Raw genomic sequence first — 15231 nt, 5'->3', positions numbered from 1 at the left:
CGCAGTAAGGTCGTCACCGTGATCCCGCTTCCGCGTCCCGGGCTGCTGGCCAGCGCCATGCTGATCGGCTGTGCGGTCGGGTTGTTGGCGGGCGTCGCGTTCGCCGTGGTGGTCCATGCGGGGATGCGCCCGGACATCGCCATCGCGCTGGTGGTCGGGATTCCAAGCGTGACCGGGCTGCTGACGATCCTGTTTTCCGGGCGTCGATGGGTCACCGTGGTGGGCGCGTTCATCCTGTCGATCGCGCCCGGTTGGTTCGGCGTCCTCGTCGCGTTGCAGGCGGTCTCCGGTGGCTGACGACGATCACGCGTCGAGTCCGGGCACCGAGCCGTTCAAGCCGGATTTCTCGGATTCCGAGGACACCGGCACCCAGTCATGGGTCCCGGATTTCAGCGACGCCAGCGATTCCAGCGATGCCAGCGATGCCGAGGACACCGGGCCGCAGCCCGCGCCCGAGACGCCCGAGACGCCCGCAGTGTCGGAGCGGGATTTGGGGACCGAATCGGCCGGCGTGCCGGTGCAATCGGTCACCGTTCCCGGCCGCTACCTCTACCTGAAGTGGTGGAAGTTGGTTCTGGTGCTGCTCGGTGTGTGGATCGCGGAGGCCGAGGTCGGGCTGGGGCTGTTCTCTTGGTGGTACCACACGATCGACAAGACGCCGGTGGTGTTCATGGTCTTGGTCTATGTCGTGGCCTGCGCCGTGGGTGGCGTGATGCTGGCGATGGTGCAGGGCAGGCCGGTGATCTCGGCGCTGTCGATCGCGGTGATGTCCGGACCGTTCGCCTCCGTCGCCGCGGCGGCGCCGCTCTATGGCTATTACTACTGCGAGCGGGTGGGTCACTGTCTGGTCGGTGTCATTCCGTACTGACGGTCGCCGGCCACTAGGGTGGGGCTCGTGACTCACTATGACGTCGTCGTCCTCGGAGCCGGTCCCGGCGGCTATGTCGCGGCCATCCGCGCCGCGCAGCTCGGCCTGAACACCGCAATCGTCGAACCGAAATACTGGGGTGGGGTCTGCCTCAACGTCGGCTGCATCCCGTCCAAGGCGCTGCTGCGCAACGCCGAACTCGCCCACATCTTCACCAAGGACGCCAAGACCTTTGGCATCAGCGGCGAGGCGACCTTCGACTACGGGATCGCCTTCGACCGCAGCCGCAAGGTGGCCGAGGGCCGCGTCGCCGGCGTGCACTTCCTGATGAAGAAGAACAAGATCACCGAGATCCACGGGTACGGCCGATTCACCGATCCCCACACGCTGTCGGTCGATCTCAACGACGGCGGTACCGAATCGGTCACGTTCGACAACGCCATCATCGCCACCGGCAGCAGCACCCGGCTGGTTCCGGGAACGTCGCTGTCGGCCAACGTGGTCACCTACGAGGAACAGATCCTGTCCCGCGAGCTGCCGGAGTCGATCATCATCGCCGGGGCCGGGGCCATCGGCATGGAATTCGGCTACGTGCTGAAGAACTACGGCGTCGACGTCACCATCGTCGAGTTCCTGCCGCGCGCGCTGCCCAACGAGGACGCCGAGGTGTCCAAGGAGATCGAGAAGCAGTTCAAGAAGCTGGGCGTCCAGATCCTCACCGGAACCAAGGTGGAGTCCATCTCCGACAACGGTTCCGTGGTGACGGTGACCGTCAGCAAGGACGGCAGGTCGGAGGAGCTCAAGGCCGAAAAGGTGTTGCAGGCCATCGGGTTTGCGCCCAACGTCGAGGGCTACGGGCTGGACCGGGCCGGGGTCGCGCTGACCGACCACAAGGCCATTGGCATCAGCGACTACATGCAGACCAGCGTCCCGCACATCTACGCCATCGGCGACGTCACCGGCAAGCTGCAGCTGGCGCACGTCGCCGAGGCGCAGGGCGTCGTCGCGGCCGAAACCATCGCCGGCGCAGAGACTTTGGCCCTCGGCGACTATCGGATGCTGCCGCGTGCGACGTTCTGCCAACCGCAGGTCGCCAGCTTCGGGCTGACCGAACAGCAGGCCCGCGACGAAGGCTACGACGTCAAGGTGGCCAAGTTCCCGTTCACCGCCAACGGCAAGGCGCACGGCCTCGGCGACCCGAGCGGTTTCGTCAAGCTGGTGGCCGACGCCAAGTACGGCGAGCTGCTGGGCGGGCACCTGATCGGCCACGACGTGTCCGAGCTGCTGCCCGAACTGACGTTGGCGCAGAAGTGGGATCTGACCGCGGGCGAGCTGGCCCGCAACGTGCACACCCATCCGACCATGTCAGAAGCGCTGCAAGAGTGCTTCCACGGCTTGACCGGCCACATGATCAACTTCTGAGCCCGCCGATGAAGATCAGCCGGACCGGTGGCACCGCTGGCACCATCGTGGGTGCCATCGGTGGGGCCGCCACCGGCTATGTGCTGTGGCTGGTGGCCTTTTCGATCGCCGACGACAACGCGGCGGTGGGCCGATGGGCCCCGACGGTGTTGATCCTGTCGGTCGGGCTGGCAATTTGCGCCGGGCTGTGCGGCTCGGTGGCGCGCCGGCGCGGAAAGTATCTGTGGTCGGGGTTTGGCTTCGGCCTGCCGGTGCTTCCCGTGGTGCTGACATTGGCCGTGCTGGCCGATGTTTACCTCTAGCCCGGGTGGTCAAGCGGGATGTCGAGCGCGGACATAGTCGCCGCCAGCCCGTCGTATTGGCTTGCCAGCAAGCAGAATTCGATCAATCGGCGCTGATCCAGGTGGGTAGCCAGCTGGTGCCAGGTGGCGCCGGTGACGGTGCGCTCTTTGACGAACTCGTCCGTGGCCACCAGCAGCGCCCGTTGCCGGGCGCTGAGTTGGTTGGCGGCGTCTTCCGGGACGTCGGGCCACGCAAAAATCGTGGCCTGGACGTTCTCGTCTAGGCCACGCTTGCGCGCTAGCCGGCGATGGTGCTGCAGCTCGTATTCGCAGGCCCGCAGGTGTGCGACCCGCAGGATCACCAACTCGGTGTCGGCGGCCGGTAGTCGCCCGTGCAGCAGTCGGCCACCGTAGAACAGCCAGGTCCAAAACAGCAACCGGCGTCGACCCAGCGCGGTGAACAGGTGCATCTCCGGCACGCCCATGCTGCGGGCGGCCAACTTCGCCACCACCCAATTGATCAGTCCGAGCTCGCGGAACCGTCCCGACGGGATGCGGCCGGCCGGGCCAGTTTGAGGGGGGCTCACGCTTGCTTCACCAGGTATGGGGACACGGTGCTGCGGTGCTCGTCGAGATCGAGCGCGCGTCCCAGCGCCGGGAACGCCCGCTGCGGGCAGTTGTCGCGTTCGCAGACACGGCAACCCGCGCCGATCGGCGTGGCTATGTTTCCCAAGCTCCCTGGGTCGCCGGACAAGTCGAGTCCTTCCGAGTAGACGAGCCGGTGGGCGTGGCGAAGCTCGCAGCCCAGGCCGATCGCGAAGGTTTTACCGGGCTGACCATACCGCGCGGCGCGGCGCTCCACGGTGCGGGCCACCCACATGTAGTTGCGGCCGTCGGGCATCTGGGCGATCTGCACGAGGATCTTGCCGGGGTTGGCGAACGTTTCGTAGACGTTCCACAACGGACAGGTGCCGCCACTGGAGGAGAAGTGAAAGCCGGTGGCGGACTGCCGTTTTGACATGTTGCCGGCCCGGTCAACCCGGACGAAGGAAAACGGCACGCCCCGCATCGACGGCCGTTGCAACGTCGAGAGCCGGTGGGCGATGGTTTCGTAGCTCACCGAGTAGAACGCCGAGAGCCGCTCGACGTCATAGCGGAAATTCTCGGTGACGTCGTGGAATTGGCGGTAGGGCAGCACCGCGGCGGCGGCGAAGTAATTGGCCAGCCCCAGCCGGGCCAGCGTGTGCGACTCCTCGCTGGTGAACTTGCCCTCTTCGACCATGCTGTCGATCAGGTCGCCGAACTCCAGGTACGCCAACTCGGCGGCCATCTTGAACACCTGCTGACCCGGGGAAAGGTGGTTGCTGATTTCCAGCGTCTTGGCCTTGGGGTCATAGCGGTGCAGCACGGTGTCCCCAAGGTCGATCCGCCTGGTGATGTGCACCCCGTGCACCTCGGTGAGCCGGCGGGTCAACTCGCGGGCCAGGTCGCCGTGGTGCAACCGCATCTGGATGGTGAGGTCTTCGGCGGCGGTGTCCAGCTCGTGCAGATAGTTCTGGTGTTGGTAGAAGTAGTCGCGCACTTCTTCGTGGGGCATGGTGATCGACCCGCTGCCGCTGCCGTCGGAGTAGCGCTCCTCGGTGGCGGCGGCCAACTGCGCGGTGGTGATCCGGTAGCGCCGGTGCAGGTTGACCACCGCGCGGGCCAGGGCGGGATGGGCGCCGACCATCTCGGCCACTTCGGTCGGGTCGACGGCGACGTTCAGGTCGCGATCCATCGTCACCTCACGCAGCTCGGCGACCAGCCGGGTGTCGTCCTGGGAGGCGAAGAAGGTCGCGTCCACACCGAACACCTCGGTGATCCGGAGCAACACGGCCACCGTCAGCGGGCGAACGTCGTGCTCGATCTGGTTGAGGTAGCTCGGCGAGATCTCCAACATCTGAGCCAGCGCAGCCTGAGAAAAGCCGCGTTCGTTGCGCAGCTGGCGAACGCGCGACCCGACGAAGGTCTTGGACACCTAACGCAGCGTACCCGCCGTTGTGAAGACGGGGTTCGCAGAGTTGGCATGCCGGGATGATCGCTCACGATTGGTGTTTGACGGACGCGATTGGCATGATTCGCGTCAGGAACTCGGGGGTAAAAACTCGGGTACCGACGAGAAGTAAAACGGGGAGCGACGCCGTGAGCCTGGACAAAACGATGATGCCGGTGCCCGACGGCCACCCCGACGTATTCGGCCGCGAATGGCCGCTGCGCGTCGGCGACATCGACCGCGATGGCAGGCTGCGGCTGGACGCCGCCGCCCGGCACATCCAGGACATCGGCCAGGACCAGTTGCGCGAGATGGGCTTCGAAGAGACCCATCCGCTGTGGATCGTCCGGCGCACCATGGTGGACCTGATCCGCCCGATCGAGTTCGGTGACATGCTGCGTCTGCGGAGATGGTGTTCGGGCACCTCGAACCGGTGGTGTGAGATGCGGGTCCGCATAGACGGGCGCAAGGGCGGCCTGATCGAATCCGAGGCGTTCTGGATCAACATCAATCGGGAAACCCAGATGCCGGCGCGCATTGCCGACGACTTCTTGGAGGGCCTGCGCAAGACCACCTCCGTCGATCGACTGAGGTGGAAGGGTTATTTGAAGCCGGGCAGCCGCGACCTTGCTTCTGGAGCGGTCGAGATCCACGAGTTCCCGGTCCGGGTCACCGACATCGACCTGTTCGACCACATGAACAACTCGGTGTACTGGAGCGTGATCGAGGACTACCTGGCTTCCCACCCCGAACTGTTGGCGGGACCGCTGCGGGTGACCATCGAACACGAGGCACCGGTGGCGCTGGGCGACAAGCTGGAGGTCGTCTCGCACGTCCACGCCGCCGGTTCGACGGATCAATTCGGTCCCGAGCTGGCGGACCGGCCTGTTACCACGCTCACATACACCGTCGGCGACGAGGCGAAAGCCGTCGCCGCGATCTTCGCTCTCTAGCCGAACCGCCGGTCCCGCCAATTTCCAGCCTGACCTGCAAAAATGTGGTTACTGACGGGTAGCTTCTGAAACGGTTAAGTTAATCGCAGTCTTCGCAAACTTTGCAAATTCGCACGGAGTCGTTGCGGAAATTGGCAATTGAAATGGGTGGCCAGGGCCGATCGGCTGTGCCATGGTCGAGTTAGCACGCCAGTGAAGCTGAGCCGCTAGCTACCGCCGGCCGGCGGTAGCGTCAGAAGTTCAGCAAAGTTCAGCCACAAGACCGTTTAAGGAGTAAGCCCAATGTCTGTCGTTGGCACCCCGAAGAGCGCCGAGCAGATCCAGCACGACTGGGACACGAACCCGCGCTGGAAGGACGTCGCCCGTACCTACACCGCCGAGGACGTTGTCGCGCTGCAGGGCACCGTGGTCGAGGAGCACACCTTGGCCCGCCGTGGCGCGGAGGTGTTGTGGGAGGAGCTGCACGACCTGGAGTGGGTCAACGCGCTCGGCGCGCTGACCGGCAACCAGGCCGTCCAGCAGGTGCGCGCGGGCCTGAAGGCCATCTACCTGTCGGGCTGGCAGGTCGCCGGTGACGCCAACCTGTCGGGCCAGACCTACCCAGACCAGAGCCTGTACCCGGCCAACTCGGTGCCGCAGGTGGTCCGCCGGATCAACAACGCGCTGCAGCGCGCCGACCAGATCGCCAAGGTCGAGGGCGACAAGTCGGTGGAGAACTGGCTGGCGCCGATCGTCGCCGACGGCGAGGCCGGCTTCGGGGGCGCGCTCAACGTCTTCGAGCTGCAGAAGGCGCTGATCGCCGCCGGTGTCGCGGGTTCGCACTGGGAGGACCAGCTGGCGTCGGAGAAGAAGTGCGGCCACCTGGGCGGCAAGGTGCTGATCCCGACCCAGCAGCACATCCGCACGCTGACGTCGGCCCGGCTGGCCGCCGACGTCTGTGGCGTGCCGACCGTGGTGATCGCCCGCACGGACGCTGAGGCGGCCACGCTGATCACGTCCGACGTCGACGAGCGCGACCAGCCGTTCATCACCGGCGAGCGCACCCGGGAGGGTTTCTACCGGACCCGCAACGGCATCGAGCCCTGCATCGCGCGGGCCAAGGCCTACGCCCCGTACGCCGACCTGATCTGGATGGAAACCGGCACCCCCGACCTCGAGGTCGCGCGGAAGTTCTCCGAGGCGGTCAAGGGCGCCTACCCCGACCAGATGCTGGCGTACAACTGCTCGCCGTCGTTCAACTGGCGCAAGCACCTCGACGACGGCACCATCGCGAAGTTCCAAAAGGAGCTTGCCGCAATGGGATTCAAGTTCCAGTTCATCACGCTGGCCGGCTTCCACGCGCTGAACTACTCGATGTTCGACCTGGCCTACGGCTATGCCCGCAACCAGATGAGCGCCTACGTCGACTTGCAGGAGCGCGAGTTCGCCGCCGAGGAGCGTGGCTACACCGCGACCAAGCACCAGCGCGAGGTCGGCGCCGGTTACTTCGACCGCATCGCCACCACGGTCGACCCGAACTCGTCGACCACCGCGCTGACCGGTTCCACCGAGGAGGGCCAGTTCCACTGAGCTGAGAGCCCGCCCGGCCTCGCGAGCAGACGCAGAATCGCATTCCGGCGGCCGGATTTATGCGAGTCTGCGTCTGCTCGCGGCGGAAGTTGACAGCATAGGCCCCGCCCGGCCAACCTGGGCGGGGCCTATTGCGGTGCATGACAATGCGACTGGAGACAACGACAAGTGAGCGACGCAGCGATCGAGCGGGTAGGGGTTGTCGGGGCCGGTCAGATGGGATCCGGCATTGCCGAGGTCGCCGTCCGCGCCGGTGTGGGCGTGACGGTGTTCGAGACCACCGAGGCGCTGATCACGGCGGGACGCAACCGCATCGTGAAGTCGCTGGAGCGCGGTGTCAGTGCGGGCAAGGTGACCGAGCGGGAGCGCGACCGCGCGCTGAGCAAGCTCACCTTCACCACGGACCTGAACGACCTCGCCGACCGGCAACTGGTGATCGAGGCCATCGTCGAGGACGAGGCGATCAAGGCCGGGGTTTTCGCGAGACTCGACAGCGTCGTCACCGATCCCGACGCGGTGCTGGCGTCCAACACCTCCAGCATCCCGATCATGAAGCTCGCCGCCGCTACCAAGAACCCCCAACGGGTATTGGGTCTGCACTTCTTCAACCCGGTCCCGGTGTTGCCGCTGGTCGAGTTGGTCAGCACGCTGGTCACCGACGAGGCCGCCGCCGCTCGCACCGAGGAGTTCGCCGGCGCGGTCCTGGGTAAACAGGTGGTGCGCTGCTCGGACCGGTCGGGCTTCGTGGTGAATGCGCTGTTGGTGCCCTATCTGCTGTCGGCGATCCGGATGGTCGAGGCCGGGTTCGCTACGGTCGAAGACGTCGACAAGGCCGTCGTTGCCGGGCTGTCGCACCCCATGGGCCCGCTGCGGCTGTCCGATCTTGTTGGCCTGGACACCCTCAAACTGATCGCGGACAAGATGTTCGAGGAATTCAAGGAGCCCCATTACGGTCCGCCGCCGTTGTTGTTGCGCATGGTGGAGGCGGGCCGGCTGGGCAAAAAATCGGGTCAGGGTTTCTACGAGTACTGAAGCGCACTGAAATCCGACCGGCCGGCTATCGCGCGGCGACGGCCCGAGCCGGTCGATGGGGAGTCGTGTAGCAGCTGCTTGAGTGAATCGGATATCATGCTCGCGACCTATTAACGAGAGGTGTCCGCAGCGCATGACTCAATTGAGGCCGTATTACGAAGAGTCGCAATCGATCTACGATGTTTCAGATGAGTTTTTCGCGTTGTTCCTAGACCCGACGATGGGCTATACCTGCGCTTACTTCGAGCGCGACGACATGACCCTCGAGGAAGCGCAAAACGCCAAGTTCGACCTGGCGCTGGGAAAGCTGAACCTCGAGCCCGGGATGACGCTGCTCGACATCGGTTGCGGCTGGGGTGGAGCGCTGCAACGAGCGGTCGAGAAGTTCGACGTCAATGTCATCGGAATTACGCTCAGCCGCAATCAGTTCGAGTACAGCAAGGCCAAACTGGCCGGGATGCCGACCCAGCGCAACATCGAGATCCGGTTGCAGGGCTGGGAAGAGTTCGACGACAAGGTGGACCGCATCGTCTCGATCGGCGCCTTCGAAGCGTTCAAGGCGGAACGTTGGCCCGCGTTCTTCCAACGCGCCCATGACATCCTTCCCGACGACGGCCGGATGTTGTTGCACACGATTTTGACGTATCAATGGCAAGAGCTGCCCGCGCGCGGCGTCACGCTGACGATGAGCGATGTGCGATTTGCGAAGTTCATCGGCACGGTAATTTTCCCGGGCGGGCAGTTGCCGGCGCAGGAGGACATCGTCAAGTTCGCGCAGCCGGCCGGGTTCTCGGTCGAAAGAGTGCAATTGCTGCGCGAGCATTACGAGCGGACGCTGCACATGTGGGCGGCCAATTTAGAGGCCAATAGAGAAAAGGCCATCGCGATCCAGTCCGAAGAGGTCTACGACCGCTACATGCACTATCTGACCGGGTGCGAGAACTTCTTCCGCAAAGGGATCACGGACGTCGGGCAGTTCACGCTGACGAAGTAACAGCCGCAGCCTTACTTTTCCAAGGTGAACTGATTGACGTCGGTGTATCCCTGGCGAAACAGCTTGGCGCAGCCGGTGAGGTACTTCATGTACCGCTTGTAGACCTCTTCGGACTGGATCGCGACGGCCGTTTCCTTGTTGGCCTCGAGCGCGCCAGCCCAAGTCTCGAGCGTCCTCGCGTAGTGCAGCTGTAACGACTGAATCCGAGTGATTTTGAAACCGGCCGCCACAGCGTGCTCTTCGACCGACGGGATCGTCGGCAGCCAGCCGCCGGGGAAGATCTCGGCCAGGATGAATTGGGTGAAGTGCACAATTTCGTGGGTCAGCGGCCTGCCCCGCGCCCTGGCGTCTTTGAAGGTGGGACGCGAGATGGTGTGCAGCAGCATGACGCCGTCGGACGGCAGCACCTCGTGGGCCATCTTGAAGAAGCGGCCATAGCGTTGCCGGCCGAAGTGCTCGAAAGCGCCGATCGAGACGATGCGGTCGACGGGCTCGTCAAACTTCTCCCAGCCCTCCAGCAGCACCCGCCGAGTGCGGGTGGTGTCCATCTGGTCGAACATCTTCTGCACATGCTCGGCCTGGTTCTCCGACAGCGTCAATCCCACGACGTTGACGTTGTACTTCTCGATGGCGCGTTTCATGGTGGCACCCCAGCCGCAGCCGATGTCCAGCAGCGTCATCCCCGGCTCCAGGCCCAATTTGGACAGCGAGAGGTCGATTTTGGCGGTCTGGGCCTCCTCGAGCGTCATGTCGTCGCGGTCGAAGTAGGCGCAGCTGTAGGTCTGCGTGGGGTCGAGGAACAACCGGAAGAAGTCGTCGGAGAGATCGTAGTGCGCTTGCACGTTCCCGAAATCCGGCGTGAGCTGCACAGACATAAGGAATAGAGCCTTTCTTTATCTCGGGGTCCCGGACGTCCTGGCAACCCAAGCAGCCGGTCGGCCCCCGATGCATCCCCTGAATGCTAGCCGCTAAGGCGGTTCAAGTCGCTTTCCTGCCCCCGCTTTGCCTCACACGCGTCACAAGACACGCAATACGGCGCCGGCGGCAAGGCCCACGACCAGCAGCGCGCCCGCCTGGCGCACGTGCACCCAGGCCAGCGCCGCATACCACAGCGGCCACACCGGAAACTTCGGTGGCGGCTCGTCGGGCCGCGGGCGCCGGAAATACGGCCACACCCTGGCCAGCCGGGGCAGCGCAACGACGACAAGCAACGCCGGCCAGGGCATCGCGCCCGCCGCGACGGCAACGACCACCAGCACATAGAAGCCGACCATCATGGCCAGCGTCACCGCCCGGGCGCGCGCCTCGCCGAGAAGGACGGGCAGCGTCCGGATGCCGAGCGGCTCGTCGTACGGGATCTTGTCGATGTGCTTGCCCATCAGCACCGTCGTGCACAGCAGGCCGTAGGGCAGCGACGCCAGCGCGACGTCCCAACCGACCGCGCCGACCGCCGAGTAGTACGTGCCGCAGATCATCAGCGGACCCCACACGACGAAAACGTCGGGCTCGCCAAGGCCGCGTTTCTTCAGCCGCAGCGGCGGCGCCGTGTAGGCGACGCTCAGGGCGAATCCGCCGAGCGCAAACGCCACCACGGGCCAGCCGCGCGCCCACACCAGCACGACCAGGATCGCCAGGTCGGCGACGTTCACCGCGAGAATCGCCAGCCCCAGCGTGCGGCCGCTGATCAGGCCCGACAGCACCGGATGCGGGGCGTAGAGCGCGCGCGGGTAGGTGGCGCTGTCGGTGCCGACCTGGGTGTCGTAGAGGTCGTTCATGAGGTTGTTGGCGGTATGCGCCAGCGTGATTCCCAGCACCGCCAGGACCAGCCAGCGCCAATCCAGCCCGGGCTTGCCGACCGCCAACAGCGCCGCGATTAGGCCGGCGAACAGCGTCATGGACAGCACCGCCGCGCGGGTGACCACGAGCCACCGCGTGACGGTGTCGATCGGCCCATCCGGTGGCGGATTGGTGGTGCGCAGCGCGTACGCCCACGACCTCAGCCGCGAGCCCACGCTCAGCTCAGGCATTCCTGAAGCGTAAACCCGGGCTCAATGCTCTCACGGCGGCACGATCGGCGACGGATGCGGTTGCTCCCGAAACTTCTCCAGCGACCCGCCCGCCTCGACGATCCCGCAGATCGAGCTCCAACTCAGCATGGTCAGGTAGTCGATCAGCTCGTCGCGGCTCATCCGTGGGTCCGACATCCAGGAGTGGGTCGCCAGTTGCACGCCGCCGACGATCAGGTAGGACCACGGCTCCACCCCGCCGGTGTCCATGCCGACCTGCTGCATGCGGCGGCGCATCATCACCGCGATCATGCGGGCGATGATCCGCTCGGAGTCGGCGATCACCTTGCTCTTGCTGGCCGAGCTGTTGGCCATGACGAACCGATACGGCTCGGGTTCGTTCGCCACGGTCTCGACGTAGACCCGGATGACCTCGCGGGTCAAATCGAAGCCGTCCAGGTTGGACGTCAGCGCGCCGGCCATGTTGGGAATCAGCGTGGTCTGAGTGAAGCGCATCATCACCGCGGTCGTCAGGTCGTTCTTGTCGACGAAGTAGCGGTAGAGCACGGTCTTGGAGACGCCGATCTCCGCCGCGATTTCGTCCATGCTCAAAAAGCGGCCCTGGCGGCGAATCGCATCGATCGTGCCGTCAACCAGCTCATTGCGGCGCTCCACCTTATGTTGATGCCAGCGCCGCTTGCGACCATCCGTCTTGACGGTCACAGCCGGGTCCGCTCTGCCACTGTCGCCGATTCCATTCACTAGAACGCCTCGATACTACGGCTTCGGGGTGCGCTTTTGGCGCATGGGCGCGGATGCGCGGCGGCGCCGCAGCCAGGGCCGTCACACTAACCGGCCGCGGCGATAGATGATGGTGTGGTGACACACAGAGCCGATTCGTCGGGCTCACCGGCGGCGGGGCCAGACTTGATCCGGCCGTCGACCGGTGCCCGGCGGGCTCACCCGTCCCTCGCGGAATCCTTCGCCGGGGCCGATCCGGAGGCCGACGCGCAGCGGCGGGTGGCGCTGCGCCGGATGAAGATGGTGGCGCTGAGCTTCCTGATCGGCGCCACCGGCCTGTTCCTCGCCTGCCGGTGGGCGCAGGCCCACGCCGGCACGGGCGCCTGGGTCGGCTACGTGGGTGCGGCCGCCGAGGCCGGCATGGTGGGTGCCCTGGCGGACTGGTTCGCCGTGACCGCGCTGTTCAAGCATCCGCTGGGCATACCCATCCCGCACACCGCGATCATCAAGCGCAAGAAGGACCAGCTCGGCGAGGGCCTGGGCACCTTCGTGCGCGAGAACTTCCTGTCCCCGCCGGTCGTGGAGACCAAGCTGCGCGACGCCCAGGTGCCCGGCCGGCTCGGTAAGTGGCTGTCGGAGGCCGCACACGCCGAGCGGGTGGCCAGCGAGACGGCAACGGTGCTGCGGGTGCTGGTGGAGCTCCTGCGTGACGACGATGTCCAGCAGGTGATCGACCGGATGATCGTGCGCCGCATCGCCGAACCGCAGTGGGGTCCGCCGGTGGGCCGGGTGCTGGGGACCCTGCTCGCCGAGAACCGGCAGGAGGCCCTGATCCAGTTGCTGGCCGACCGGGCATTCCAGTGGTCGCTGAACGCGGGGGAGGTCATCCAGCGGGTGGTCGAGCGCGACTCACCGAGCTGGTCGCCTCGGTTCATCGACCATCTCGTCGGCGACCGCATTCACCGCGAGTTGATGGACTTCACCGACAAGGTGCGCCGCAACCCCGACCACGAATTGCGCCGGTCGGCGACCCGCTTCCTGTTCGAGTTCGCCGACGATTTGCAGCACGACCCGGACACCATCGCGCGCGCCGACGCGGTCAAGGAGCAGCTGATGGCGCGCGACGAGATCGCCAACGTCGCCGCGACGGCGTGGGCGACGCTGAAGAGGCTGGTGCTCGAGGGGCCGGAGGGAGTGGCCGATCCATCCAGCGCGTTGCGCACTCGCATCGCGGACACCGTCGTTCGCATCGGGGAGTCATTGCGGGACGACGCCGACCTGCGCGACAAGGTCGACAACTGGATAGTGCGGGCGGCCGAGCACCTGGTCTCGCAGTATGGGGTGGAGATCACCGCGATCATCACCGAGACGATCGAGCGCTGGGACGCCGAGGAAGCCAGCCGGCGGATCGAACTCCACGTGGGGCGTGACCTGCAGTTTATTCGGATCAACGGCACCGTCGTGGGTGCGCTGGCGGGCCTGGCGATCTACGCCGTCGCGCAGCTGCTTTTCTAGCGGTGCTAACAAGCGCTTGCAAAAGCAAGCACTTGTCCGTAGTCTGGTGCTCGTTGATACCGGCCGCCCGAACCAGGAGTACGCAATGGCACCCGAGGAGAAGCTCTCCGAGAAGGTCTCCAGCGCGGCCTCCGACATCGGCAGCTTCATCAGGACCCAGCGCGAGAACGCACAGGTTTCGGTGCGACAACTCGCCGAGCGGTCCGGTGTCAGCAACCCCTACCTGAGCCAGGTGGAGCGCGGTTTGCGCAAACCGTCCGCCGACGTCCTGAACCAAATCGCGAAGGCGTTGCGGGTTTCCGCCGAGGTGCTCTATGTGCGGGCCGGGATCCTCGAGCCCAGCGATAAGAGTCAGGTCCGCGACGCCATCATCACCGACACGGCGATCACCGAGCGTCAGAAGCAGGTCCTGCTCGATATCTACACCTCATTTACCCAGCAAAACGAATCCACCAATGAGGAGTGTCCGACACACGAAAGCGACGCGTGATCGGCCCCTTCGGGCTGACACTGTCATGCGGTCGGCTGGGCTAACCGCCGGCACCGGGCTTTCGCATCGCGCCGACGACTGGCTGACGCATAAGCCAGCGGCCGCTTGGTTACCCATAAGGGAGGGGCCTGACCTGAGCACACCTAAGTAACACCGACAACGAAAAGTAATACCGATAACGAAAACAAACCACGAACCATGAAAGGAAGCACCATGGCCGAAAACTCAAACATCGAAGACTTGCGGGCCCCGTTGCTGGCGGCGCTGGGCGCGGCCGACTTGGCGCTGGCCACGGTCAACGACTTGATCGCCAACCTGCGTGAGCGTGCCGGAGAGACCCGCTCCGACACCCGCAGCCGTGTCGAGGAGAGCCGCGCTCGCCTGTCCAAGCTTCAGGAGGACCTGCCCGAGCAGCTCACCGAGCTGCGCGAAAGGTTCACCACCGAGGAGCTGCGCAAGGCCGCCGAGGGCTACCTGGATGCGGCGACCAACCGGTACAACGAGCTGGTCGAGCGGGGCGAGGCCGCCTTGGATCGGCTGCGCAGCCAGCGGCCCTTCGAGGACGCGTCGGCCCGCGCCGAAGGCTACGTGGACCAGGCCGTCGAGCTGACTCAGGAGGCGCTCGGCACCGTCGCGTCGCAGACCCGCGCGGTCGGTGAGCGCGCGGCCAAGCTGGTCGGCATCGAGCTGCCCAAGAAGGCCGAGGCGGCCAAAAAGGCCCCGGCCAAGAAGGCGCCCGCGAAGAAGGCCCCGGCCAAGAAGGCTCCGGCCAAGAAGGCTCCAGCCAAGAAGGTCACCCAGAAGTAGTCCAGTCTCCGAGTTGCCGCGTGGGGGCAACTCGGGGAAACAGGGGACTCGACTCCGAGTTGCCGCGTGGGGGCAACTCGGAGTCGACGTTTTGGACGGTGCCCGCATACCCTTAAGGCGTGAGCCACCTCGTGGGTACCGTCATGTTGGTCTTGCAGGTCGCCGTCCTGGTGACGGCGGTGTACGCGTTCGTGCACGCGGCGCTGCAGCGACCCGACGCCTATACCGCCGCCGACAAGCTGACCAAGCCCGTCTGGCTGGTGATTCTCGGCCTGGCCGTCGCGCTGACATCCATCCTGAGTTTCGTTTTCGGGGTGCTGGGCATGGCGATCGCCGCCTGCGCCGCGGGTGTCTATCTGGTCGATGTGCGGCCCAAACTCCTCGAGATTCAGGGCAAGTCGCGTTAGTGGTCTGGCCCGTCCGTTCGTCGGGGGTTGTGACCAGACGCCGCTGGCGCCGAATCTGCGCTGGTGGCATCGAGCCTGCGTTCACGGCTGGCTTTTCGCCTCGGGCGCCGCTAC

At 65.5% G+C, this 15231-nt stretch carries 17 protein-coding genes; 12 read left to right on the top strand and 5 right to left on the bottom strand.

Translation table 11 applies throughout. From position 1 onward, the window contains the following. The first annotated feature begins 18 nt into the window (after positions 1-18). From K3U93_RS21085 to K3U93_RS21070, 4 genes are read left to right on the top strand one after another with little or no spacing between them, the layout of a single operon-like run. The gene (locus K3U93_RS21085; RefSeq protein WP_071511164.1) at positions 19-297 is read left to right on the top strand and encodes a putative holin; all 279 of its coding nucleotides are present in this window, start codon (positions 19-21) and stop codon (positions 295-297) included. Further along, entirely contained in the window at positions 290-868 is a 579-nt protein-coding gene (locus K3U93_RS21080; protein WP_083009849.1) for a hypothetical protein, read from the top strand. The genes K3U93_RS21085 and K3U93_RS21080 overlap by 8 nt, the downstream gene beginning before the upstream one ends. A gap of 27 nt (positions 869-895) precedes the next feature. Beyond that, a complete protein-coding gene (gene lpdA / locus K3U93_RS21075) occupies positions 896-2290 on the top strand; it encodes a dihydrolipoyl dehydrogenase (protein ID WP_083009940.1) in 1395 nt (464 codons plus the stop codon). Between the two features lie 8 nt (positions 2291-2298). After that, positions 2299-2592 (top strand): hypothetical protein, encoded by a 294-nt coding sequence (locus K3U93_RS21070; protein WP_083009848.1) that lies wholly within the window; start codon positions 2299-2301, stop codon positions 2590-2592. Here the strand turns inward: K3U93_RS21070 and K3U93_RS21065 are convergent. Continuing rightward, entirely contained in the window at positions 2589-3158 is a 570-nt protein-coding gene (locus tag K3U93_RS21065; RefSeq protein ID WP_071511168.1) for a carboxymuconolactone decarboxylase family protein, read from the bottom strand. The two genes, K3U93_RS21070 and K3U93_RS21065, sit on opposite strands and share 4 nt — an antisense overlap. Beyond that, positions 3155-4588: an acetate metabolism transcriptional regulator RamB gene (gene ramB, locus K3U93_RS21060; RefSeq protein WP_071511169.1), complete on the bottom strand. Its 1434-nt coding sequence runs from the start codon at positions 4586-4588 to the stop codon at positions 3155-3157. The genes K3U93_RS21065 and ramB overlap by 4 nt, the downstream gene beginning before the upstream one ends. Positions 4589-4752: 164 nt before the next feature. Between ramB and K3U93_RS21055 the strand changes: the two genes are divergently transcribed. The 4 genes from K3U93_RS21055 (at position 4753) to K3U93_RS21040 (ending at position 9151) form a co-directional block, all read left to right on the top strand. Next, positions 4753-5556: an acyl-[acyl-carrier-protein] thioesterase gene (locus K3U93_RS21055; RefSeq protein ID WP_071511170.1), complete on the top strand. Its 804-nt coding sequence runs from the start codon at positions 4753-4755 to the stop codon at positions 5554-5556. A gap of 282 nt (positions 5557-5838) precedes the next feature. Next, positions 5839-7125, top strand: a complete 1287-nt coding sequence (aceA, locus tag K3U93_RS21050) for an isocitrate lyase (protein WP_071511171.1) — start codon at positions 5839-5841, stop codon at positions 7123-7125. Positions 7126-7293: 168 nt separating this feature from the next. Next, positions 7294-8157, top strand: a complete 864-nt coding sequence (locus K3U93_RS21045) for a 3-hydroxybutyryl-CoA dehydrogenase (protein WP_071511172.1) — start codon at positions 7294-7296, stop codon at positions 8155-8157. 133 nt (positions 8158-8290) lie between these two features. Next, the gene (locus K3U93_RS21040) at positions 8291-9151 is read left to right on the top strand and encodes a cyclopropane mycolic acid synthase family methyltransferase (RefSeq protein WP_083009847.1); all 861 of its coding nucleotides are present in this window, start codon (positions 8291-8293) and stop codon (positions 9149-9151) included. A gap of 11 nt (positions 9152-9162) precedes the next feature. Here K3U93_RS21040 and pcaA read toward each other — a convergent pair whose 3' ends face one another. The 3 genes from pcaA to K3U93_RS21025 form a co-directional block, all read right to left on the bottom strand. Further along, positions 9163-10026 carry a cyclopropane mycolic acid synthase PcaA gene (gene pcaA / locus K3U93_RS21035; protein WP_083009846.1) on the bottom strand — a complete coding sequence of 288 codons (864 nt, stop codon included), beginning with the start codon at positions 10024-10026 and terminating at the stop codon, positions 9163-9165. A gap of 141 nt (positions 10027-10167) precedes the next feature. Beyond that, the gene (locus K3U93_RS21030) at positions 10168-11178 is read right to left on the bottom strand and encodes a prenyltransferase (protein WP_083009845.1); all 1011 of its coding nucleotides are present in this window, start codon (positions 11176-11178) and stop codon (positions 10168-10170) included. A gap of 30 nt (positions 11179-11208) precedes the next feature. Further along, positions 11209-11910 carry a TetR/AcrR family transcriptional regulator gene (locus K3U93_RS21025; protein ID WP_139796819.1) on the bottom strand — a complete coding sequence of 234 codons (702 nt, stop codon included), beginning with the start codon at positions 11908-11910 and terminating at the stop codon, positions 11209-11211. Between the two features lie 123 nt (positions 11911-12033). Here K3U93_RS21025 and K3U93_RS21020 point away from each other — a divergent pair, with 123 nt between their 5' ends. The 4 genes from K3U93_RS21020 (at position 12034) to K3U93_RS21005 (ending at position 15117) form a co-directional block, all read left to right on the top strand. Further along, positions 12034-13413 carry a DUF445 domain-containing protein gene (locus K3U93_RS21020; RefSeq protein ID WP_139796806.1) on the top strand — a complete coding sequence of 460 codons (1380 nt, stop codon included), beginning with the start codon at positions 12034-12036 and terminating at the stop codon, positions 13411-13413. An 85-nt stretch (positions 13414-13498) separates the two neighbouring features. After that, a complete protein-coding gene (locus K3U93_RS21015; RefSeq protein WP_071511177.1) occupies positions 13499-13903 on the top strand; it encodes a helix-turn-helix domain-containing protein in 405 nt (134 codons plus the stop codon). 213 nt (positions 13904-14116) lie between these two features. Then, positions 14117-14710, top strand: coding sequence for a heparin-binding hemagglutinin HbhA (hbhA, locus tag K3U93_RS21010; protein ID WP_071511240.1), 594 nt, complete (start codon positions 14117-14119; stop codon positions 14708-14710). Between the two features lie 119 nt (positions 14711-14829). Next, the gene (locus K3U93_RS21005; RefSeq protein WP_083009844.1) at positions 14830-15117 is read left to right on the top strand and encodes a DUF2516 family protein; all 288 of its coding nucleotides are present in this window, start codon (positions 14830-14832) and stop codon (positions 15115-15117) included. The last annotated feature ends 114 nt before the right edge of the window (positions 15118-15231 follow it).

The organism is Mycobacterium malmoense (genome assembly GCF_019645855.1).
In the GTDB taxonomy this organism is placed as follows: Bacteria; Actinomycetota; Actinomycetes; order Mycobacteriales; family Mycobacteriaceae; genus Mycobacterium; species Mycobacterium malmoense.
The sequence above is the reverse complement of the archived record's forward strand: the minus strand, read 5'-3'. Positions and strand labels throughout refer to the sequence as shown.

Excerpts from the sequence above, each read along its gene's own strand:
- K3U93_RS21070 (WP_083009848.1), top strand. The coding sequence starts at position 2,299 with ATGAAGATCAGCCGGACCGGTGGCACCGCTGGCACCATCGTGGGTGCC.
- aceA (WP_071511171.1), top strand. The coding sequence starts at position 5,839 with ATGTCTGTCGTTGGCACCCCGAAGAGCGCCGAGCAGATCCAGCACGAC.
- K3U93_RS21040 (WP_083009847.1), top strand. The coding sequence starts at position 8,291 with ATGACTCAATTGAGGCCGTATTACGAAGAGTCGCAATCGATCTACGAT.
- pcaA (WP_083009846.1), bottom strand. The coding sequence starts at position 10,026 with ATGTCTGTGCAGCTCACGCCGGATTTCGGGAACGTGCAAGCGCACTAC.
- K3U93_RS21030 (WP_083009845.1), bottom strand. The coding sequence starts at position 11,178 with ATGCCTGAGCTGAGCGTGGGCTCGCGGCTGAGGTCGTGGGCGTACGCG.
- K3U93_RS21015 (WP_071511177.1), top strand. The coding sequence starts at position 13,499 with ATGGCACCCGAGGAGAAGCTCTCCGAGAAGGTCTCCAGCGCGGCCTCC.
- hbhA (WP_071511240.1), top strand. The coding sequence starts at position 14,117 with ATGGCCGAAAACTCAAACATCGAAGACTTGCGGGCCCCGTTGCTGGCG.